Origin of the sequence: Flavobacterium sp. 40-81 (assembly GCF_001898245.1) — a bacterium.
Taxonomy (GTDB): Bacteria; Bacteroidota; Bacteroidia; order Flavobacteriales; family Flavobacteriaceae; genus Flavobacterium; species Flavobacterium inviolabile.
In genome coordinates this window covers 12,266-34,248 of the sequence record NZ_MKTM01000023.1, presented here as the reverse complement: position 1 = coordinate 34,248, position 21,983 = coordinate 12,266, and the positions used below count along the sequence as shown (strand labels likewise).

Sequence of the window (21,983 nt, the reverse complement as noted above, 5' to 3'; positions counted from 1 at the left end):
CAACGTGCAAATTTCGGCAATAGTTCGGAGATTAGCCGTACTAAATTATCTTAAAAAAATGCCAAAATATTTTTTTATTCCGATAGACATCATAAATTTGTAACATATTTTATTACAGTTATGATTAGCGGAAAATTTGCAATTACAACCCACATTTTAACTTTACTGGCGAAATTCCCCGAAGAATACCTGGCATCCGATTATATTGCCGGAAGCCTGAATATTCATCCGGTTTTGGTGCGTAAAGAAATTGCAAATCTTAAAAAGAACCATTTGGTGGAAAGCCGTGAAGGGAAATACGGCGGTACCAAACTGCTCAAATCGCCCGAAGCCATCTCTATGGAAGAGATTTTCAATATCACTTTCGAAAAGGTCAACTTCGGTTTTTCTAAAAATGATCCCAACCCGCTTTGTCCGGTTGGCAAACAAATCAACACTAATCTGACGCATTTATATGACGATATTAACGATTCCATTATCAGCAAATTAAAGACAATTTCGCTGGCAGAATTCAGTGAAAAATTCTGACCGGTTTTTTTTACCCAAAACTGTAACAAATTTTATTATATATTAATTTTATATCTATGAAAATAGCAATCATCGGAGCCACAGGATTTGTAGGCTCAAACATTTTAAAAGAAATAGCAGGCCGTAACCACGAGGTAACCGCCATTGCCCGAAATCCGAAAACTTCGGAAGCACAAAATATCAGCTGGGTAAAAGCGGATATTTTTAATGCCGCAGAACTGGCGTCTGTTTTGGCCGGAAACGATATCGTGATCAGTGCCTACAATTCCGGGTGGACCAACCCGGACCTGTATAATGATTTTATTGCCGGTTCCAGATCCATACAGGAAGCTGTAAAAAAATCAGGCGTAAACCGTTTTATCGTAATTGGCGGTGCCGGAAGCTTATTTGTAGCGCCTGGTTTACAAGCTGTTGACACACCTGATTTTCCGAAAGAATATTATGCCGGTGCCTCAGCCGCAAGAGATTACCTGAACATCTTAAAAGAGGAAAAAGAACTGGATTGGGCTTTCTTTAGTCCGGCATTCGAAATGCACCAGGGAATCACCACCGGAAGAACCGGTAAATACCGTTTGGGCTTAGACAATCCGGTTTTTGACGACAACCAGAGAAGTATTCTTTCTGTTGAAGATTTAGCCGTTGTTATTGCCGATGAGGCAGAAACACCGAAACACCACCAGGTACGCTTTACAGCAGCATATTAATTCCTTCTTTTTTTATACTAAAAGTGCACATTGTCAATTTGAGCTTGAACAGTGTGCACTTTTTCTTTAATTTTACCATTCAAATTTATTCCAGTGGCTCAAAAGAAAATGCATCCTTCCGCTTTACACGAAAAAGACGGCATCGAACAACCTGAAATTATCAGTTCGGCTTCCGTTTCCCAGATTCAGCAATTTCGCCGTAAGCAGCCGTCTGCCCAGCAATTGATAGACGGTATCCTGAAAGGAGACAAAATCGCCCTGAGCCGCGCCATTACCCTTGTGGAAAGTACCAGCCCTGCCCATCTGGAAAAGGCAAATGAGGTCATCAAAGCTTGTTTGCCGCATGCCAATCAATCGGTTCGCGTAGGCATTACCGGAGTTCCCGGTGTTGGAAAAAGTACTTTTATTGAAGCTTTTGGTAAATACCTGACCAGTTTAGGAAAAAAAGTAGCGGTTCTTGCTGTCGATCCGAGCAGTTCGCTGTCGCACGGCAGTATTTTAGGCGATAAAACGCGGATGGAAGAACTGGTAAAGGATGAAAATGCCTATATCCGCCCTTCTGCTTCCGGAGAAAGCCTGGGTGGTGTAGCCCGTAAAACAAGGGAAACGATCATTCTTTGTGAAGCCTGCGGATTTGATACCATCCTGATAGAAACCGTTGGTGTGGGCCAGAGCGAAACAGCCGTACACAGTATGGTGGATTTCTTCTTACTGCTCAATTTAGCCGGAGCCGGCGATGAACTGCAGGGAATCAAACGCGGTATTATGGAAATGGCTGATGCGATTGTGATCAATAAAGCCGATGGCGACAACATCAAACGTGCCCGTCTCGCTAAAACGGAATACAATCGTGCCTTACACCTTTTCCCAATGAAAAATTCCGGCTGGTCGCCTAAAGTAACTACTTGCAGCGCACTGACAAATGAAGGCATTGCCGATGTATGGGATACCATAACAGCTTATTTCCAGCTAACGCAGGACAATGACTATTTCAGTAAAAAACGCAGGGAACAAAATCAGTACTGGTTACTGGAAACCATCAACGAACAGCTGAAACGCAACTTTTACAATCATCCGGATATCCAGATATTACTGGACGAAAACAAAAAAGCGGTGCAAAACAATGAAATATCACCGTTTGCAGCCGCTCAGTTATTATTGGAAAAGTATTTTAAATAACCGGTTCGTTATTCTTCATAACGTTCCATCTCTCTGTCGTAAAATTCTCCGGCAAGAGTGATTAATTTCTCCATTTCCGCTTCCAGTTCATCTTCCTCTTCTTCATCCAGTTCTTCCAGGAACTCGATTTCATCATCTTTAAGGTTGATCAAAAAACGGGGATATTCCAGGTGAATGATAAAAATATCATCCGGAAAATCAGTGTTATCGGCCAATACAAATTTTGGTAATTCCATGTTCAATACGTATTTATGTCTTTTTAATTAACTATTTCTGCCTGTCTTGCTTTATCTTCCAAAAGCAGTTTGTTCGTCAGGCGGCTAAAACGAAGATACAAAAATATTGCGGCTATCGTTAAACCTGCTAACAATCCGATCCAGATACCCACACCGCCCAGTTTGGTGTACAATCCCAGATAAATAGAGATCGGGAAACCAATAACCCAATAGGCTACAAAAGTGATGTACATTGGTATTTTAACATCCTGTATGCCTCGCAAAGCTCCCAGAACCACTACCTGTACACCATCGGAAATCTGGAAAACCGCAGCCACCAATAACAAATGGGAAGCAATCAGGATAACCTCAGCCGTGTCTTTCAGGTGCAGGGCATTTTCCACGTTTACAAACAAACCCGGTAAAACTTTATGCAGTGCAATAAACAACAAGGCAAATACCGTTTCAATCACCACGGCCAGCAGGAATATGGAACGGGCAACAATCTGCAGTTTTTTATAATCCTGCATACCTTTCTGATTGCCGACTCTCACCATTCCGGCAACACTCAGTCCGGATGCAAACATAAAGGTCAGGGAAGCCATACTCAACGCAATCTGGTTTGCAGCCTGGCTGGTTGTCCCCAATCGGCCGGAAAGCCATATTGCACCGGTAAACAAGGCTACTTCAAAAAACATCTGCATGGAAGAAGGCAAGCCCAATCCTACAATCTTATTGATCATGGTTTTCCGGATCTCTCCAAAGCTGAAGTTTTCAAAATATGGTTTGAATTTTTCTTTTGCTTTCAAAGCATAATGCATGTAAATGAGCATCACAAACCGGGAGGAAACAGTACCTACCGCTGCGCCTACAATTCCCATTTTGGGGAAAATCCAGATCCCGTAAATCAGGAAATAATTGATAATCAAGTGTACCACATTACACAAAATGGTGGCCCACATGGCATATTTGGTTTCCGATTTCCCATCGGCAAATTGTTTGTATCCCTGGAAGATGATTAACGGAATCAATGAAAAAGCGACAATATCTAAAAACGGTTTCGCCATTTCAACAACCTCGGCAGGCTGTCCCATATAACTGATGATCGGTTTGGAAAAATAGATCAGGGTAAACAGCGAAATTCCCAGAATAGTACACAGGAACAAACCGTGATGAAATACACTTCTCCCCTTTTCAATACTCTTTTCACCATCGGCTTCTGCAATTAACGGTGTAATCGCTGTAGAAAAACCGATTCCCAGAGACATGGCGATAAAAACAAAACTATTTCCTAAAGAAACGGCAGCCAATTCGGTTGGTCCTAATTTACCAACCATAATGTTATCTACAATTCCTACAAGTGTGTGCCCGAGCATTCCTAGAATAATAGGATAGGCTAATTTTAAATTATATCTGAACTCTTTTGTGTATACCGACAATCTCATTTTCTCCACATTTCCGGCAAAGGTAAGAACTTGCTTCTCCATAAAATAAACAAAAAACTTAATTTTTTAGCCTTTCCAAAAAACATTACAAAAACCTAACAACCAAACAGATAACACTATTTATGATGTATTTTTATATTAATTTAACATAAAATTATCTTTTGAGGCAAAACAAAATGGCGCAATTATTGTTTGAATAGCAAATGTTAAACATTAAACGTATTCATTATGAAAAATGTAAAAAAGCTTTTAGGACTGACTGCGATAGCTGCAGCACTATTCTTTTCCACAGATTCCCAGGCACAGACTCAGGGGTATGAAAAAGGATGGCGACTTGGGTTTGGGTTAAACGGAGGTATTCCAATTAACAGCGCGTATGATTTCAGTTTGGGGGCTGATGCAAGGCTGCAATACGATTTGACGCAAAAAACTTCATTGGCAGCAACTACGGGGTACACCCATTTGTTCAATAAAGAAAAAGATGCGGGCTTTATTCCTGCAAAATTAGGATTCAAATCCTTTTTAGGGGACCAGATTTATGTTTTGGGTGAAGTGGGTGCCGGAATCGGGGTGAACGATGGCATGGGTACTTCCTTTTTATGGGCTCCCGGTGTTGGTATCGCCACCAAAAACATCGATATCAGCTTACGATACGAAGATTATAACCATTTCAATACAGGACAGCTTTCGCTTCGACTGGCCTATGGTTTTAAATTATAATAGGAAAAAGGTGATGTTTTTTTAACTGATTTTTAAAAAATGTTAAAAAAATATCACTACCTTTAAAGTGTATTTCTTGAAAAATAGTCATAAACTTTAAATCAATTCCCATGAAAAAAGTAATCCTTGCCGTTGCATGTATAGCATTGACAATGACATCCTGTAAAAAGGAAAACAAAGCGGAAAGTACTGGCGCAGAGACAGAAATGAAAGGAACGACAGTACCGGAAAAAAGCAGTGAGAATTTATTGGACTGGAGCGGAACCTATATAGGCGTTACTCCTTGTGCCGATTGTGAAGGTATTGAAACATCCATTACTGTAAATGAAGACAAAACTTTTGCGATGTCAACAAAATACCTGGGTAAGGGCAATGATATTTTTCAGATAACAGGTACTTTTTCATGGAGCAGTGATGGCAGCACCATCAAGTTAGACAATATCAAAAACGGTCCGAGCCAGTTCCTTGTCAGCGCCAATCAACTGATCATGCTGGATATGAACGGTAACAAAATTACGGGAGCATTAGCTAAAAAATATGTTCTCAACAAACAAATGTAACAGATATGAAAAAAATAGTATTAGCCTTAGTAACCTTCGCTTTTATCACTGTAGGATGTAATTCTTATAAAAAAGCCGATACAGCCGTTGCCTTAGAAGGCACGAAATGGAAACTGACCGAATTAATGGGTAAACCCGTAACCACAACAAAAAACGGTAAAGACATTTACCTGCAACTGAACAAAGAGGATCATCGTGTTTCCGGATTCAGCGGATGTAATGGCTTTGGCGGAACCTATGAATTGAAAGAAGGAAGCCGTATCTCGCTTTCCCATTTAATGGGTACGCTTATGGCTTGTGAAGACATGACAACAGAAAGTGAATTTTTAAAAGCCTTACAAACGGTAGACAACTACAATCATAACGGTAAAACCCTGCAGCTCAACCGTGCCCGAATGGCACCGCTGGCGAAGTTTGAAGCCGTAAAATAAATAAAAAAAACGCCTTATAAGTAAGGCGTTTTTTATGCTTATTCTTTTCCCAGCTGTTCAATATAAACGGCTATATTCTTTTTAATTTCAGGATCCAGCTCCGGTTCTTTGATATCGGTATATTTCTCCATTTCATCCAATATTGTTTTGGCAACGATATAACGGCAGGTTTCTTTATTATCTGCAGGAACTATATACCAGGGCGCATGCTTTTTGGAAGTATTATTGATAACTTCTTCATAATATTCCTGATATTGCTCCCACAAAGCCCTTTCTTTTAAATCTCCGGGGGAAAATTTCCAATTGTGGTCTTCAATATTCAGGCGTCTTAACAATCGCAGGCGCTGTTCTTCCTTACTCAGATGCAGGTAGAATTTCAGGACAATAATCCCGTTCCGGGTAATATGCTTTTCAAAATTATTGATCTGCTCATAGCGGTCTTCCCAAAAATCTTCCGGGATGTCTTCCACCCTTTCAATACCCGGTAAATTTTCATTGAGTATGTATTCAGGATGCACTCTTGTAACCAGTACATTTTCATAATGCGTTCTGTTAAAAACCGAAAACTTGCCTTTTTCCGGAAGCGCTAAATAATGGCGCCATAAATAATCGTGTTCCAGTTCTGTGGAATTTGGCGTTTTAAAACTATGCACCACTACACCGCGGGAATTAAATTCCTTAAAAACCTCACGGATCAGGCTGTCTTTCCCCGAAGTATCCATTCCCTGCAGACAGATCAGCACACCATAACGGTTATGGGCATACATTTTATCCTGAAGCCTGCTTAGTTTTTCCCTTGTTTTTTCCAATGCTTTCGACTTCTTTTTCTCTGAAGTATCAACATTGTACACCGTGGGTATATCGGATAATTTTATTTTTTTATCCACTCTAAAATCATCACATTTAATATTCTTCATAGCACTGGACTTTTACATTTCTATAAAAATAAGAATATTTTTAATCCGACTGCTGTAATTTCAGGCGACTTTTTTCCTTATTCTGGAAATATTGCAGTACTTTGAACACAGCAAATTCAACAGCAAAATCATGAATAGATTCACATTGGAATTACTCTTTCAAATTATCGGAGTAGGTTCGGCATCCGGTTTGTTTTTTAAGGACAATACGTTAAACATCATTAGCGACAACAGTTCTTATTTATATGAATACCAACTGAAATCTTCCGAACTGAAACGCCATCCGTTAGCGGATAATCCGGCTGAGAACATTGCTAAAAAAATCAAACCAGATTTTGAAGCAATAGCGTCCTATGCGGACACGCTTTATCTTTTTGGTTCCGGTTCGACACAAAACCGAAACAAAATGGTAAAAGTTAATGCTAAAACAAAAGAAGTCATTTCCGAAACCGATCTTTCCGATCTGTACCTGGCTATGCAAAGTTTTGCCGCCATCAGTCCGGAAAATTTCAACATTGAAGGAGTTGCCTATACCGGGGAAAGCTGGTACTTTTTTAACCGCGGCAACGGAAGTTCCGGGAAAAATATCGTTTTTACCATCCAGGGCAAAAACCTTATCGATGATTTCAGCATTATTTTCAGCGAATTGAAATTGCCAAAAATTAAAGGTGTCCGTACCGGGTTTACCGATGCTGTACACGTGAATGATAAGCTATACTTTTTGGCAGCTGCCGAAAACACGACCTCAACCTATAATGACGGTGCCGTTTTGGGAAGCGTTATCGGCTGTATTGATATTGAAAAGATGAAAGTTGATTTTACCCGAAAAATCACCGATACGCATAAGTTTGAAGGTTTAACCCTTTACCGCCAGTCGGCTGATGATATTACCTTCCTGCTATGTGAAGACAATGACACCGACAAACTACAGGCAGACATTTACCAATTAAGCCTGAAAAAATAAATTCCGGCACACCCGCAAAATCAAAAAAGGCATGGAGGATAACTTCATGCCTTTTTTTAATCTGCTGTTACAGTCAGCATCTTTATAACAATACCATTCAAAATGCGATTAAATCTGTGATTATTAACCAAAAAATCACAACTCAGGAATCGTTTTTAGAAAAATATATCTTACATTTATAGGAACGTATTTCTTATAAAAAAATGTTAATAACAAGAAAAATAAGGAATTAGCCGGTAAAAGTTGCTATTTTTGTAGTTGTTTAAACAACTATTGTCATGGAAACTATTTTTACAACAGAAAATTTATACAATATATTATCCGGAAGAATACAGTCGGCTTTTAACCGGGCTTTGCTGAATAATTTCAAGGCTAACAATATTGGCTTAACAAAAGAGAAATGGTCCATACTGGCAGTACTCTGGAAAAATGACGGTTGTTCCCAGCAGGTACTTGCCGATGAAACCTATAGGGATAAACCAAGCATTACCCGTTTAGTAGACAATCTTGAAAAAGAAGGATTGGTGACCCGCAAACCGGACGCCAAAGACCGTCGCCTGAACCTGATTTTCCTGACCGACAAAGGAAAATCTATTGAAAATACGGTTATGAAAGTAGTCGATGCTACCGTGAATGAAGCGGTAAAGGGCATCGATCCGGATGAACTCCGCATTGTCCGGGAGACTTTCTTAAAAATATACGATAACCTCGAAATAAAGAAATAAGATGAAAAAAAACATACTCCTTTCCTTCGTTTCGCTATTCCTGTTTTTCCAGGCTCATGCCCAGATTGAAGTGTCTACTTCACTGGAGGATGCCATTACCAAAGCCATTGAAAAAAGCAGTTCGCTAAAAAATAAAAATCTTGAAGTTGAAAAGCTGAATCTTCAGAAAAAAAGTGTCTGGAACAAATACATTCCCACCGTTGAAGCCACAGCACTTTATATGTACTTTGACAACCGGCTGACGGTTGATTTTCCAACCGTAAACGTACCCATTGTCAATTATCCGTTGCTGGAAGGCAAAACTTCCTTTGACAATTATGGCAATATTTTCCACGGCGGTATCATGGCAAAAACGGTTTTGTTCAGCGGTTTTCAAATTCCGAACGGCGCCAAAGCCATCGAACAGAAAGCCATCGGGACTGCCTACCTGACGGAGTCTGAAAAAGACGGCATCATCAAAGATGTAATCAATACTTTCGACCAGCTGGCACTTTTAAACGAAGTGGAACAACTGATCAACGACAGCGAGAAAAGACTCAATGCCGAAACACTGCGCGTTAGCAGAGCAATCGAACAGGGACTTGCCATTCCGTATGACCGGGATAAAATCAAGCTGGCCACACTGGAACTGAGTTCGAAAAAGATAGAACTGGAAGGAAAACGAAAAGTTGTCTATAAAAAGATCAATTACCTTACCGGTTATTCCGATAGTGAGATCAAAAACGTTCAGTACAATCTGGTTCCCTATCTCATCCAGGATGAAAACCTGAGCACCGAAAACAAACAGGAAATCAAAGCGTTGCAATCGTTCAAATCGGCTTATGAATATGCGCTGAAAAAAGAAAAAGGAACCTATTTACCCACTTTGGGTGCTTTTGGCGGGATGACCTATTCCAGTTTATTTGACGCCAATGCGACCACGCCGCCGCTTCCGTTGCTGAACCAGCCGCTGAATCTGGGTTTAAATGAGCTGACCATCAGCCAGAACTGGATTATCGGTGCTGCCTTAAAATGGGAATTATTCAGCGGGTTTGAACGAAAACACAAAGTACACGAAGCCAAGATCAATATTGAACAGGTACAGAACCAGATAGATGATACCAAAGAAAAACTGCAACTGCTTCTGGAAAACAATTTCGTCAATTACACGGTACTGAATCAGAAAACAGCAATCGCCAGCCAGCAGGAAAAGGTAGCCGGCAACAACCTGAATCTGGCTGTCAAACAGTATAAAGAAGGCTTAATCAATATTTCAGAACGCCTGGAAGCCGAGAACGATTTGTACAAAGCTTCTTTAAACAAAGTAAACACTTTAATCGAGCAGCGTTTAGCCGCCATCGAAACCATAATAGCAACCGGGGAACTAACCAAACAGTTATCCAAATAAAATCAGGAACCTATGAGACAATTAATCACTTTACTGACACTAACCGCCTTAATCATTGGATGTGGTCAATCAAAAAATGATGGAAAAATCCAGGGCAAAGTCGAAAAAGAACAAATTGCCGTGGTGAGCAAGATTCCTGGAAAAATACTAAAGGTCTTCGTTAAAGAAGGCGATCTGGTCAAAAAAGGCGATACGCTGGCATTGTTGGATATTCCGGAAGTAGACGCTAAAAAAAATCAGGCGGAAGGTGCTGTGGTTTCCGCCAAAGCACAATATAAAATGGCGGTAAAAGGCGCTACCGACAACCAGATCAAACAGCTGGAAGCCAAACAAAAAGCCTTAAAGGAACAATATGATTTTGCACAAAAATCCATCCGCCGGTTGAGTAATATGCTCAAAGACTCATTGGTGTCGCAGCAAACCTATGACGAGGCTTTTGCCAAATATCAGGGTGCCCAATCGCAGTACATTGCCGTTCAGGCTGAACTTGACGATGCCCGAAGAGGGGCGCGAATTGAACAGCAAACAATGGCTTTAGGCCAACAGGACCGCGCACTTGGCGCGTTGCAGGAAGTGGAAACAGCCGACAAGGAACGCTATATCATCGCCCCGCAGGATATGAGCATTGAAACCATTACGCTCAATGTAGGCGAATTAGCCTTACCGGGTTATACCCTGTTTAACGGCTATCTGGACAATACTACTTATTTCCGTTTTACCTTACCGGAAAGCCAGCTGGATAAAGTAAAAAAAGGTCAGGAGCTGTCCGTATATGTCCCGTATAAAAAGAAAGAAATAAAAGGCAGGGTTTCTACCATAAAACAATTGGGAGCCTACGGCAATATCGCTACCGCCTATCCGGATTATGAAATGCAGGAAAGCCTGTTTGAAATCAGGATTACGCCTGTAGACGTTAACGCGTCAAAAGAGCTGATTACCAAAACCACAGTAACCTTATCCTTATAATTATGGAAAACTTTTGGTCCCTTTTTAAAAGAGAGTTCCGGTTCTTCTGGCAAAATAAGGTCCTTCGGTTATTGTTTATCGGAGCACCGCTTTTATACGGTATCTTATTGGGTTATGTTTACGGTAAAGGTAAGGTAACCGACCTGCCGATTGTAGTGGTAGATGAAGACCGCAGCGAGATGAGTGCGAAAGCCATTCAGATGTTTGAAGACAATGAGGTCCTGAATGTTGCCGCAACGCTGTATGATCAGAACAATTTATCAAAAGTCACCATCGACAAAGAAGCTGCCTGTGTGGTCATGATCCCGAAAGGGTTTGAAAAGAAGGTACTCACTAAAAAGTATCCGGAAATCATTACGATCGTCAACACTTCAAATGTGCTGACGGCCAATTATGCTTCTTCGGCTTTACAGGTCTGCCTGGGTACTTTAAAAGCCGGCGTGCAGATTGAAACCCTGCGCAAGCAAGGTACTCCCGAAAACCTCGTCATGACGCAATACGAACCGTTCAGAACGACTTTTATCAAAAAATACAACCGCAGCACGAATTATATGTATTTCCTCTGGCCGGGCGTACTGGCAACCGTTTTACAGCAGGTTTTACTGTTAGGGCTTGCGCTATCGTTTGCCTCCGAGTATGAAAACGGAACATTCCGGGAACTGGTTCAGAAATGTCCGTCCCTGTTAAAGCTGATGGCTGTTAAAATCATTCCGTATCTGCTTATGAGTTTCGGATTATGGATCCTGTACTGGCTGTTTACATTATGGTTCCGGATTCCGTTTTTTGACAACCTGTTACCGCTTACTTTTGTGGCCGGCATCTTTGTGATTTCCGTCTGCTTTATCGGCATACTGGTTAGCATACTGGTTCCGAACCAGCTTAAAGCAACCGAAATTTTAATGGTAATTGCCACACCCAGTTTTATTTTGAGTGGTTTTACGTGGCCTTTAAGCCAGATGCCGTTTTGGGTGCAATGTGTTGCCGATGTGATTCCGCTGACGCATTTCCTGAAGGCTTTCCGGATACTGATTATCGAAAACGGGGAGTTATCCCAAACGGTTAGTGCGCTGCGCAACATGATTATCATCGGGCTCGTTTGCGGGATTGCATCCTATATTGCCTTATACTACAAACGAAAAAGCATTTTGAAAAACGAATAAAAAAGGGCGGTTATTAGATTAACCGCCCTTTTTATTATATTCCCTGAATAGCTTATTTTTCAATCTCTCTCAGGTTTTCCATTTTCTTTAATTCCAGGAATCCTTTAATATCTTCAAAGTGTTCTTTAACTCTTTTGTTTCCGAATTCGAATACTTTTGTCGCCAGTCCGTCCAGGAAGTCACGGTCGTGCGATACCAGGATCAGCGTTCCGTCAAAATCTTTTAACGCATCTTTGATAATATCCTTGGTTTTCATATCCAGATGGTTCGTAGGCTCATCCAGAATCAGGACATTAACCGGCTCCAGCAACAGTTTGATCATTGCCAGACGGGTTTTTTCTCCTCCGGACAATACTTTTACTTTTTTAGTGGTGTTGTCACCGCTAAACATAAATGCTCCTAACAAATCCTTGATCTTGGTACGGATGTCACCCACGGCAATATGGTCGATTGTTTCAAAAACAGTTACGTTCTCGTCCAATAATGACGCCTGGTTCTGTGCGAAGTATCCGATCTTAACATTGTGTCCCACTTCCAGTTTTCCTTCAAAGTTAATTTCGTTCATGATCGCTTTGATCATCGTCGATTTTCCTTCTCCGTTTTTCCCTACAAAGGCTACTTTCTCCCCTCTTTCAATAACCATATTGGCATCGTTAAAAACCACATGGTTGTCATAGGCTTTGGACAATCCTTCCACAACTACCGGATATTGCCCGGAACGCGGTGAGGGCGGGAATTTTAAACGCAGTGCCGAAGTATCCACTTCGTCTACCTCTACAATTTCCAGTTTTTCCAGCATCTTCACACGGGATTGTACCTGTAAGGTTTTGGAATAGGTTCCTTTAAAACGGTCAATAAATTCCTGTGTTTCCGCGATCATTTTTTGCTGTTCATCGTATGCTTTTTGCTGGTGCACGCGACGGTCTTTACGCAATTCCAGATAATCGGAATATTTGGCTTTATAATCATAGATACGTCCCATTGTTACTTCAATAGTACGATTGGTAATGTTATCAACAAAAGCACGGTCGTGGGAAATTACCATTACTGCTTTGGCAGAATTGATCAGGAAATCTTCCAGCCACTGGATACTTTCAATATCCATGTGGTTCGTTGGCTCATCCAGTAAAATCAAATCGGGTTTCTGCAATAAGATTTTTGCCAGCTCGATTCTCATTCTCCATCCACCACTGAACTCCGAAGTAGGTCTTGTAAAATCTTCTCTTACAAATCCCAAACCTTTCAGTACTTTTTCGATTTCCGCTTCGTAGTTTACTTCTTCAATCGAATAGAATTTCTCACTTAACTCGGAAACTCTTTCAATTAATTTCATGTACTCGTCACTTTCATAATCCGTACGAACGGTTAACTGTTCGTTAATGACATCAATTTCATTTTTCATTTCGAAAATGGTGGCAAATGCTTTGGAAGTTTCTTCAAAAACGGTCGCATCATCTTTCGTTAATAAATGCTGTGGCAAATAGGCTATTACGGCTTCTTTGGGTGCAGAAATATTTCCTGTTGAAGGTTTGTTCACACCTGCAATAATTTTAAGTAAAGTAGATTTTCCAGCTCCGTTTTTACCCATTAAAGCTATCTTATCATTTTCATTGATGGCGAAAGTCACATCACTGAATAATGTGGTTCCTCCAAATTGTACCGAAATATCGTTAACTGTAATCATTGTATGGTTTTATGAATGTGTTATGCTTTTTATTTTTAAAGGCGCAAAGATAGTTTTTATTGAACAGTTATTCAGTTTCTTAACAGCAGAGTTTACAGCTTTTTTATTCTTTACTGAAATTTCCGGCTGTTTGAAAAACGAAAGCCGGCTTTATCGACCGGCTTTTGTTGTACTACTGTATTCTTCTGGCTATCCAAGACTCATCCTGAAGGCTTCAATAACGGGATTTGCTTTTGCAAAATAAGCTTCATTGATAAACACTTCAACCGCCAGGCCTTTTGCTCCGGCACCGCTCACTTTTGCCGTTTGAACATTGTTTTTAACAATGGTATCCACGCCGGCTTCTTCCAGTTTTGTTTGCAAAGTGAGTGCTAAAGTTTCACCCCCTGAAAACACTTTCATCATTCCCATAATTATATGTATAAATTTTCGTCTTCATCCTCTTCATAATCGTCTACACCGAACAGATACGGTTCGATCATGATTTTATCAGCCAGCACTTCTACTCTTTCGGTCAGGTTTTCCGAGAAGAACAAACGCTGTGTTTTTTCAATACTGCTCGACAGGCGCAATACGATGGCATCCATACGCAGTTTGAAAAGTTCATCGGAATCATCAATCACAAACATCTTAATCGTGTTCATGTTGAATCCTGCCGAAGAGAACATGGCATTGATTTTTGTCGGTGTCCCGATAAGAACGTCAATTCCCAGTGAAATGTGGTTTTTATCATAATCGATATCGCCTTTATCATGTGTTCCGAAAACACGAAGGTCATGGTAATTGCCAAACTTTTTAAACAGTTCAACCATTTTCAGCACTTCTTCCTTGTCTTTCACCATGATCAGGGCTCTGGTCGATTCGCCTTCGGCTTTTTCCAGTTTCTGGATAACGGTATAAACAATTGTGGTGGTTTTACCTCCTTTTGACGGCATGATAATTACCGCATCGGCTCCGCTTTTAAGGGTTCCGAAGCAGTCTTTCTGTATTTCGTTAGGCGTTTGAATCCCGTTTTCTGACAAGGCTAATGCCAGTTTTTCATTTATCTTTTTTAATTTCATCTGTATAAAGAAAGGAACAGAGGCTTGCGCTGCTGTCTTTTATTTTTTACTACTTATTGCTATTTGCTCGCGAACATTTTCACGTCATTCTCCGATATTTCCGCTCCGCCTAAAATGATTAACCGTTCAATCACATTGCGCAGTTCCCGGATATTTCCGGTCCAGTCGTATTCCTGTAACAGTTTTACTGCGGCAGCCGAAAATTTCTTTGCCGTATTTCCCTGTTCGGAAGCAATTTTTTCGGCAAAGTGTTTTACCAGCAACGGGATATCGTCTCTTCTGTCGTTTAGCGCCGGTACTTTAATTAAGATTACCGCCAGACGGTGGTATAAATCTTCTCTAAAGCGTCCTTCTTCAATTTCTTTTTTAAGGTCTTTATTGGTTGCTGCCACAATACGGACATCTACTTTTATGTCTTTATCCGCCCCTACACGGGTAATCATGTTTTCCTGTAAAGCTCTCAGTACTTTTGCCTGGGCTGGAAGGCTCATATCGCCTATTTCATCCAGGAAGATGGTTCCCTTATCGGCCGCTTCAAACTTTCCGGCACGATCCTTTACAGCCGAAGTAAAAGCTCCTTTTACGTGACCGAATAATTCACTTTCGATCAATTCGGACGGAATCGCAGCACAGTTCACTTCTATCAGCGGTGCCGCAGCCCGTTCGCTTTTTTCATGCAGCTGGTGGGCAACGAGTTCTTTCCCGGTTCCGTTAGGTCCGGTTATCAGTACCCGCGCTTCTGTGGGCGCTACTTTGTCAATAATCTCCTTGATGTGGTTAATAGGCTCGCTATTCCCGATCATCTCGTAGTTTTTACTGACTTTTTTCTTTAGTATTTTATTTTCAACAACGAGTTGTTTTCTGTCTAAGGCATTGCGGACCGTATTTAGCAAACGGTTTAAATCGGGCGGTTTGGAAATATAGTCAAATGCTCCCAAACGCATGGTATTAACCGCTGTTTCAAGATCGCCGTGTCCGGAGATCATCACCATCGGAATTTCCGGTTTTATCTTTTTTACCGCTTCCAGCACTTCTTCTCCATCCATCTTGGGCATCTTGATATCACAAAGTACCAGATCGTAATCTTCATTTTTAATCTTTTCCAATCCCTTAAGTCCGTCTTCCGCTTCTTCAACGATATAGGTATCATTCTCCTCAGACAGTATTTTTGTCAATACTCTCCGGATAGCTGCTTCGTCTTCTATTATTAATATCTTAGGCATTTTATGATTCGTTTTTGAATATTTATCTCTTGCTAAAATAGCAAAAAGCAAAATAAAGTTTGTGAAGTTTATGCTAAACTGCTTTCATCAGGCTTCATTTTGCCGGTTTATAATGGTAACCTCACTCTGCGGAAAAGGAATCGAAATTTTATGTTGCCGAAAAGCCTCTTCTATTTTAAAGCGGATCTCACTCTGAACCCTCGGTGTTCTCATTCCGTTGCCCACATAAAAGAAAACGGAAAAATTGAGGGCAGAATCTCCGAAATCTTCAAAGATCGCAATCACCTCTTTGTCTGTTAAAACGCCTTCGGTTTCCCTCACACAGTCTTCCAGTAATTTTTTAACCAGCCGCACATCACTTCCGTAAGCCACTCCCACCGATACCTGATCCCGGTTTGTACTGTTGTTCTGTGTCCAGTTAAACAGGGTTTCACTCATAAACTTATGATTCGGGATGATCATCACCCTGTCGTTACGGGTTACGGCTCTTGTTGTTCGCAACCGGATTTCCGTTACCTGTCCCACTTTTCCGTCTACTTCAATAATATCGCCAATGTGCAACGACTGGTCCAGGATCATCAGTATTCCGGAAATAATATCCTGAAAAAAGGTTTGCAATGCCAGTCCGATCCCTACAAAAAGCGCCGCCGAAGCAGTTAGAAAGACATTCATGTTCACTCCGGATGAATGGAGTGTAAACATGACTACGAACAGGTAAACGATGTATTTGAAAAACTGGAATACGCTTACAAATTTGTTTTTGTCTTCTGCCGGTATCTTCCGGGTAATTACTTTCAGGATGAATTTTAAAACGACTCCCGTCATCATTAAAGCCACCACCAGGACAATTAAATTCACCACCGAAAAATCGATATTCCTGGTGTCTATTAATTTAAATCCGAGTATGTCTTTTAATTCATCCAACATTCCTTAGTTTAATATTTTAACCATTTGAATAATTCTTTCCAGGTTGGTTTTTTACCGTACATCAGGATTCCGACTCTGTATATTTTTGATGCAAACCACACCACTAACAGGAATGTTCCGAACAGCAATGCTATGGAAAGCACTAATTGCCACCAAGGCACACCAAACGGAATCCGCATCAGCATAACTATTGGTGAGGTTAACGGTATAATGGAGAAAACCGTTGCAACGGTTCCGTGCGGATCGTTCATCACCGTGAAAAAACCAACATAAACCCCTAACATCATCGGCATCAGGATAGGCAGTAAAAATTGTTGCGAATCGGTTTCGCTATCTACTGCAGCGCCGATTGCCGCATAAAGGGAGCTGTATAAAAAGTAACCGCCAATAAAGTAGATTACAAAACAGCTTACCAGTGTTCCCAAAGGAAGGTTGAAAATTTCTCTGATATATGCCTGGATCGTTCCACCCATTTCCTGTTGTGCTGCATTCAGCATTTCCGGATCCACAGTTGCCTGCGTACCGGTCTGGATGCCAAAGAATGAGGAAACCCCAACCAACAGGATCACTCCCACTATCGCCCATATTGCAAACTGCAGAATACCGGCCAGCGAGTTCCCGATGATTTTACCCATCATCAGCTGGAAAGGTTTTACAGACGATATAATAATTTCGATAATACGGTTTGTTTTTTCTTCAATAACGCTGCGCATTACAAAGTTTCCGTAGATGATAATGAACATCATAATCAGGTAACCAAAAGCACCGCCAATAACAACTTTCATGATATTCAGCCATTTAAAACGCTCTTCTCCATTAAAGCTGGTTAAATGGATGTTGGCATTTGTTTTGGCTTTTTCAATTTTATCATAGTCAAAACCCAGCGCTTTCAGGTTTCCTCTTGTCAGCTGATTATCGATAACCTTTTCTACCTCGACAATGAAATCCATATTCGGGCTGTCATCGGAAATGTATTCCACTTTGTTCAGTAATTCTTTCGGATCGGCCACTTTCGGAACGTAGATCATTCCTTCATAATTTTTACTGGCGGTATCCTTAGCGGTTTTCAGCGGCATAGCCGACAGGTCAACGTAAGTTATTTTTTTGGTATTCTTAAAGTCCTGTTTTAAAATTCCGGCTTCATCATGAATGGCAATTTTTTTCACTTCATCATCATTCATACTCGCCAGATAGCCGATTAAGAATGACATCCCAACAATTAATAACGGACTCAGGAACGTCATTACAATAAATGACTTATTACGCACTTTGGCGATAAATTCTCTCTTTATGATTAAGGCTAAAACACTCATTATTTCTGACTTACTGTTTGAATAAAAATATCGTTCACACTTGGAATTTTTTCCACAAAATGGGTTACCTGCCCGTTTTGCGTCAGTATGTTTAAAAGCGCATTAGGCGTCTGATTTCCGATTTGCACTTCCAGTTTCAACTCGTCGTTTAACGATTTAAAATTGGTTTGCTGTAGCGTAAACTGCTGCGTTAGCTCATACATTAAGCGTTCTACATTGTCTGACAATACGCCTACTTCGAAAGAATTGGTTCTGTGTTCTTTTTTAACGTCCACCAGTTTGCCTTCAATCAGTTTGTTGGATTTGTGGATCAGCGCAATATCGTCACACATTTCTTCCACGCTTTCCATACGGTGGGTCGAAAAGATAATGGTAGCCCCTTTTTTCTTTAATTCTAATATTTCGTCTTTGATAAGGTTGGCATTTACCGGGTCAAATCCCGAAAACGGTTCATCAAAAATCAACAGTTTTGGCTGGTGCAATACCGTTACCACAAACTGGATTTTTTGTGCCATCCCTTTAGAAAGTTCCTGGATTTTTTTATTCCACCATCCCTGGATCTCTAATTTTTCAAACCAGTATTGCAGCTGTTTTTTCGCTTCTTCTTTTGACAATCCTTTCAATTGTGCCAGGTATAAGGCCTGTTCTCCCACTTTCATGGTTTTATACAGTCCTCTTTCTTCCGGCATATAGCCGATATGCTGTACGTGATGCGGCGACAGTTTTTCACCGTCAAGGATCACCTCTCCGCTATCCGGCAGTGTAATTTGGTTTATAATACGAATCAGGGATGTTTTTCCGGCTCCGTTAGGGCCTAAAAGTCCGTAGATACTTCCTTTGGGTACTTGTAAGGAAACATTATTTAATGCAGTATAATCACCATATTGTTTTACTACATTTTTAACCTCTAAGATTGAACTCATTTGTTAGAATAGATTTTTGTAAAAGTAATAAATTAGACACGCACTGGCTCCAATTGTTACAAAAAACCCACCCTCGATTTTCGCAAGGATGGGAAAAATTGCTATGAAAAAGAATTCACCAGCCTTAACTAGTGATTCTCAAAAGTATAACTTTTATAATCATTATGAAAACATGTCTTTAACTTTTTCAAAAAATGATTTGTCTGATTTCTCAGGATTTGGAATAAAATTCTCGTCATCCACCATCTTTTCGAAGAACTGTTTTTGTTCTTTGTTTAGTGTTTTTGGCGTCCATACGTTAACGTGAACCAGTAAGTCACCGCTTCCGTAGCTGTTTAGGCTTGGTATTCCTTTTCCTTTGAGACGTAATATTTTTCCGGACTGAATTCCTTCTTCCAGTTTGATACGAACTTTACCGTTTACGGCTTCTATATCTTTGGAAGTCCCTAAGGCTGCTTCCGCAAAACTGATATACAGGTCATAATGTAAATTTTCGCCTTCACGCTTTAGTTTTTCATGCTCTACTTCTTCAATGGCAACAATTAAATCACCCGGTACGCTGTTTGCTCCCGGAGCATCGTTCCCTTTTCCGGCTACTTTTAACTGCATGCCATCCACAACACCTGCCGGGATTTTGATCGATACGGTCTCGTCTTCCAAAATCATTCCCTGAGCATCTGCCTGCGAAGGTTTGCTGTCAATAATCTGACCGGTACCACTACAGGTATGACACGGAGAAGCAGTTTGCATTCTTCCTAAAATCGTATTGGTAATTTTGGTTACCTGACCCGATCCGTGACAGGTTGGACAGGTTTTATAAGTAACGCCCTGAGCCTGAACTTTTCTTTTTACTTTTACTTTTTTCTCAACACCGTTCGCAATTTCTTCCAAAGTTAATTTTACTTTAATACGCAAATTGCTTCCTTTCATACGACGCTGACCACCGCCACCGCCGAATCCGCCACCGAATCCACTGAATCCGCCGCCAAAAGCGCTTCCGAAAATATCTCCGAACTGGCTGAAAATATCATCCATATTCATGTGGCCGCCGCCAAATCCTCCTGCACCGTCAAAGGCTGCATGACCATACTGGTCATAACGTGCTTTTTTGTCAGGATCACTCAGCACTTCATAAGCTTCGGCTGCTACTTTGAATTTTTCTTCCGCTTCTTTATCTCCCGGATTCTTATCAGGATGATATTCAATAGCTTTTTTACGGTAAGCTTTTTTGATCTGCTCTGCCGTAGCGCTTTTATCTATTCCTAATATTTCGTAAAAATCTTTTTTCATAAACTGATTACGTTCGTAAATATCAAATCACAAAAAGCAAATCGCTGTCGGTAGTCCCTCTTTCGGCTTGCTTTTTGTAATTCTATTGCTATTCTTTTATTATTGTCCTACCACTACTTTAGGGAATCGGATAATCTTATCCCCAAGTTTATACCCTTTTTCAATTACATCCACTATTTTACCTTTCAGGTCTTCTGAAGGTGCCGGGATTAATGTAATTGCCTCAGCAAAGTCTGCATTAAAAGCATCGCCTGCTTTTACTGCTACTTCCTCAAGTCCTTTAGCAACTAAAGTGGATTTTAATTTTTCATAAATCAAACTCACGCCTTTCATCAGGTTTTCATCACCCAATGTTTTTGCAATTTCCGGCAAGGCTCTGTCAAAATCGTCCACTACCGGCAGCATTGCCTGCAATACTTCCTGATTGGCCGTTTTAAACAATTCCAGGCGTTCTTTTGAAGTACGCTTTTTATAATTTTCAAATTCCGCAAACAATCTCAGGAATTTGTCTTTTTCTTTGGCTACTTCTTCCTGTAACTGCTCCTCAACGGTAAGTTCCGGCTGAGGAATTGCTTGGTTTTCTGAAACATTATCTCCTTGTAATTGCTCTTTTTCTATGTTTTCAGTATTTTCCTGGCTCATATTTTTAAATATTTTCTTGAACATTATGCTATAATCGTGTCATTTTCGGATTGCAAAAGTATTGCCAAATATTTAAAAATGTCAATTTGTCACCTACTATTTTCATTTTCCATTGTTTAAGGCAGTATAAGTAGCCGTTTTTTCAGGCCGGATCTGGCGTAATTCCTGCTTCCGGCAGCCTTTATAAAAAATGTAAAAGCGACTCAAAAACGATAAAAAAGTATGCTTTCATAGTATTTTATAAAAGAAATTTAATATAATTTTAAGAAGTTTTCAATTTGATTTCGATAAGTTTGTGGAAACTAAAAAATTAATTTCTATGAAAAAAGGCATTTTAAGTTTATTGGTTTTGGCAACATTATCCGTTGTTTCCTGTAAAAAAGACAAGGCTAATGAAGCAGAAATAAAAGAAACTGTTGAGGCACCGGTAACTTCAAACGAAGCCGTAAAGTTTAATGTTGACGCAAAAGCTTCTACTATAAACTGGGTAGCAACCAAACCAACAGGAAAGCACACCGGAACCATCGCTTTGAAAAATGGTGAATTGTATGCCAAAGACGGCATTATCGAAACCGGTAAGTTTTTCATCGACATGACTTCCATTACTGTAACCGATTTAAAAGGTGATGACAAAGCATCACTGGAAGGACATTTAAAAGGTCTTGGAAAAGAAAGCGATGTTGATCATTTCTTCAATACAAAAAAATACCCTGAAGGTGTTTTCGAGATTACAAAAGTAACCGACGAAGCCGGCAAGAAAATGATAGAAGGTAACTTAACCTTAAAAGATATTACCAAAAGCGTTAAGTTCCCTGCAACCGTTACGGTTGACGATAAAGGCATCAGCATTGACAGTGATTCTTTTACCATTAACAGAACATTATGGAATGTAAATTATGGCTCTAAATCTGTTTTTGACAATTTAGGTGACAAATTTATCAATGACGATATCGAACTAAAAGTTAGCGTAAAAGCAACAAAATAATTTATTACTTCATCTTACTTACGATTATAATTCC

Annotated in this window: 24 protein-coding genes; 12 read left to right on the top strand and 12 right to left on the bottom strand. The window is 40.3% G+C overall.

The window, feature by feature from the left end:
* Positions 1-120 precede the first annotated feature (120 nt).
* The 3 genes from BGO42_RS08850 to meaB all read left to right on the top strand — a co-directional run bounded on the left by BGO42_RS08850 (position 121) and on the right by meaB (position 2,411).
* The gene (locus tag BGO42_RS08850; RefSeq protein ID WP_177732993.1) at positions 121-528 is read left to right on the top strand and encodes an RrF2 family transcriptional regulator; all 408 of its coding nucleotides are present in this window, start codon (positions 121-123) and stop codon (positions 526-528) included.
* A gap of 56 nt (positions 529-584) precedes the next feature.
* The gene (locus BGO42_RS08845) at positions 585-1,232 is read left to right on the top strand and encodes an NAD(P)-dependent oxidoreductase (protein ID WP_273246801.1); all 648 of its coding nucleotides are present in this window, start codon (positions 585-587) and stop codon (positions 1,230-1,232) included.
* Between the two features lie 108 nt (positions 1,233-1,340).
* Positions 1,341-2,411 carry a methylmalonyl Co-A mutase-associated GTPase MeaB gene (gene meaB / locus BGO42_RS08840; protein ID WP_273246842.1) on the top strand — a complete coding sequence of 357 codons (1,071 nt, stop codon included), beginning with the start codon at positions 1,341-1,343 and terminating at the stop codon, positions 2,409-2,411.
* Between the two features lie 8 nt (positions 2,412-2,419).
* Here the strand turns inward: meaB and BGO42_RS08835 are convergent, their stop codons facing one another.
* Together BGO42_RS08835 and BGO42_RS08830 are read right to left on the bottom strand one after the other, a co-directional pair.
* Entirely contained in the window at positions 2,420-2,647 is a 228-nt protein-coding gene (locus tag BGO42_RS08835; protein WP_177732989.1) for a DUF8828 family protein, read from the bottom strand.
* 23 nt (positions 2,648-2,670) lie between these two features.
* Positions 2,671-4,071, bottom strand: a complete 1,401-nt coding sequence (locus BGO42_RS08830) for an MATE family efflux transporter (protein ID WP_273246841.1) — start codon at positions 4,069-4,071, stop codon at positions 2,671-2,673.
* A gap of 228 nt (positions 4,072-4,299) precedes the next feature.
* Between BGO42_RS08830 and BGO42_RS08825 the strand changes: the two genes are divergently transcribed.
* From BGO42_RS08825 to BGO42_RS08815, 3 genes are all read left to right on the top strand, one after another.
* A complete protein-coding gene (locus BGO42_RS08825; RefSeq protein ID WP_177732988.1) occupies positions 4,300-4,791 on the top strand; it encodes a hypothetical protein in 492 nt (163 codons plus the stop codon).
* Positions 4,792-4,901: 110 nt separating this feature from the next.
* Positions 4,902-5,351: a copper resistance protein NlpE gene (locus BGO42_RS08820; protein ID WP_177732986.1), complete on the top strand. Its 450-nt coding sequence runs from the start codon at positions 4,902-4,904 to the stop codon at positions 5,349-5,351.
* A 5-nt stretch (positions 5,352-5,356) separates the two neighbouring features.
* Complete coding sequence (locus BGO42_RS08815; RefSeq protein WP_273246800.1) at positions 5,357-5,782, top strand: META domain-containing protein; 426 nt, start codon at positions 5,357-5,359, stop codon at positions 5,780-5,782.
* A gap of 38 nt (positions 5,783-5,820) precedes the next feature.
* Here the strand turns inward: BGO42_RS08815 and BGO42_RS08810 are convergent, their stop codons facing one another.
* Positions 5,821-6,699 (bottom strand): PPK2 family polyphosphate kinase, encoded by an 879-nt coding sequence (locus BGO42_RS08810; RefSeq protein ID WP_273246799.1) that lies wholly within the window; start codon positions 6,697-6,699, stop codon positions 5,821-5,823.
* Between the two features lie 130 nt (positions 6,700-6,829).
* Between BGO42_RS08810 and BGO42_RS08805 the strand changes: the two genes are divergently transcribed.
* From BGO42_RS08805 to BGO42_RS08785, 5 genes are all read left to right on the top strand, one after another.
* Positions 6,830-7,663, top strand: coding sequence for a DUF6929 family protein (locus BGO42_RS08805; RefSeq protein WP_273246798.1), 834 nt, complete (start codon positions 6,830-6,832; stop codon positions 7,661-7,663).
* Between the two features lie 278 nt (positions 7,664-7,941).
* Entirely contained in the window at positions 7,942-8,388 is a 447-nt protein-coding gene (locus BGO42_RS08800) for a MarR family winged helix-turn-helix transcriptional regulator (protein ID WP_177732977.1), read from the top strand.
* A gap of 1 nt (position 8,389) precedes the next feature.
* Positions 8,390-9,775 (top strand): TolC family protein, encoded by a 1,386-nt coding sequence (locus BGO42_RS08795; protein ID WP_273246797.1) that lies wholly within the window; start codon positions 8,390-8,392, stop codon positions 9,773-9,775.
* Between the two features lie 12 nt (positions 9,776-9,787).
* A complete protein-coding gene (locus BGO42_RS08790) occupies positions 9,788-10,741 on the top strand; it encodes an HlyD family secretion protein (protein WP_273246796.1) in 954 nt (317 codons plus the stop codon).
* Between the two features lie 2 nt (positions 10,742-10,743).
* Positions 10,744-11,901 carry an ABC transporter permease gene (locus tag BGO42_RS08785; RefSeq protein ID WP_273246795.1) on the top strand — a complete coding sequence of 386 codons (1,158 nt, stop codon included), beginning with the start codon at positions 10,744-10,746 and terminating at the stop codon, positions 11,899-11,901.
* A 52-nt stretch (positions 11,902-11,953) separates the two neighbouring features.
* Here BGO42_RS08785 and BGO42_RS08780 read toward each other — a convergent pair whose 3' ends face one another.
* The 9 genes from BGO42_RS08780 to BGO42_RS08740 form a co-directional block, all read right to left on the bottom strand.
* Positions 11,954-13,585, bottom strand: coding sequence for an ABC-F family ATP-binding cassette domain-containing protein (locus tag BGO42_RS08780; RefSeq protein WP_273246794.1), 1,632 nt, complete (start codon positions 13,583-13,585; stop codon positions 11,954-11,956).
* Between the two features lie 189 nt (positions 13,586-13,774).
* Complete coding sequence (locus BGO42_RS08775) at positions 13,775-13,996, bottom strand: putative signal transducing protein (protein ID WP_273246793.1); 222 nt, start codon at positions 13,994-13,996, stop codon at positions 13,775-13,777.
* Positions 13,997-13,998: 2 nt separating this feature from the next.
* The gene (locus BGO42_RS08770) at positions 13,999-14,646 is read right to left on the bottom strand and encodes a DEAD/DEAH box helicase (protein ID WP_273246792.1); all 648 of its coding nucleotides are present in this window, start codon (positions 14,644-14,646) and stop codon (positions 13,999-14,001) included.
* 59 nt (positions 14,647-14,705) lie between these two features.
* Complete coding sequence (locus BGO42_RS08765; RefSeq protein ID WP_177732963.1) at positions 14,706-15,869, bottom strand: sigma-54-dependent transcriptional regulator; 1,164 nt, start codon at positions 15,867-15,869, stop codon at positions 14,706-14,708.
* An 87-nt stretch (positions 15,870-15,956) separates the two neighbouring features.
* Entirely contained in the window at positions 15,957-16,796 is an 840-nt protein-coding gene (locus tag BGO42_RS08760; protein ID WP_273246791.1) for a mechanosensitive ion channel family protein, read from the bottom strand.
* 8 nt (positions 16,797-16,804) lie between these two features.
* The gene (locus BGO42_RS08755) at positions 16,805-18,109 is read right to left on the bottom strand and encodes an ABC transporter permease (RefSeq protein ID WP_177732959.1); all 1,305 of its coding nucleotides are present in this window, start codon (positions 18,107-18,109) and stop codon (positions 16,805-16,807) included.
* Positions 18,109-19,032 (bottom strand): ABC transporter ATP-binding protein, encoded by a 924-nt coding sequence (locus BGO42_RS08750; RefSeq protein WP_177732957.1) that lies wholly within the window; start codon positions 19,030-19,032, stop codon positions 18,109-18,111. The genes BGO42_RS08755 and BGO42_RS08750 overlap by 1 nt, the downstream gene beginning before the upstream one ends.
* A gap of 162 nt (positions 19,033-19,194) precedes the next feature.
* Positions 19,195-20,322, bottom strand: a complete 1,128-nt coding sequence (dnaJ, locus tag BGO42_RS08745; protein ID WP_177732956.1) for a molecular chaperone DnaJ — start codon at positions 20,320-20,322, stop codon at positions 19,195-19,197.
* Between the two features lie 99 nt (positions 20,323-20,421).
* Positions 20,422-20,964 carry a nucleotide exchange factor GrpE gene (locus BGO42_RS08740; RefSeq protein ID WP_394353040.1) on the bottom strand — a complete coding sequence of 181 codons (543 nt, stop codon included), beginning with the start codon at positions 20,962-20,964 and terminating at the stop codon, positions 20,422-20,424.
* Between the two features lie 319 nt (positions 20,965-21,283).
* On the opposite strand from BGO42_RS08740, the gene BGO42_RS08735 reads away from it, so the two are divergent.
* A complete protein-coding gene (locus BGO42_RS08735) occupies positions 21,284-21,949 on the top strand; it encodes a YceI family protein (protein ID WP_273246790.1) in 666 nt (221 codons plus the stop codon).
* Positions 21,950-21,983 lie beyond the last annotated feature (34 nt).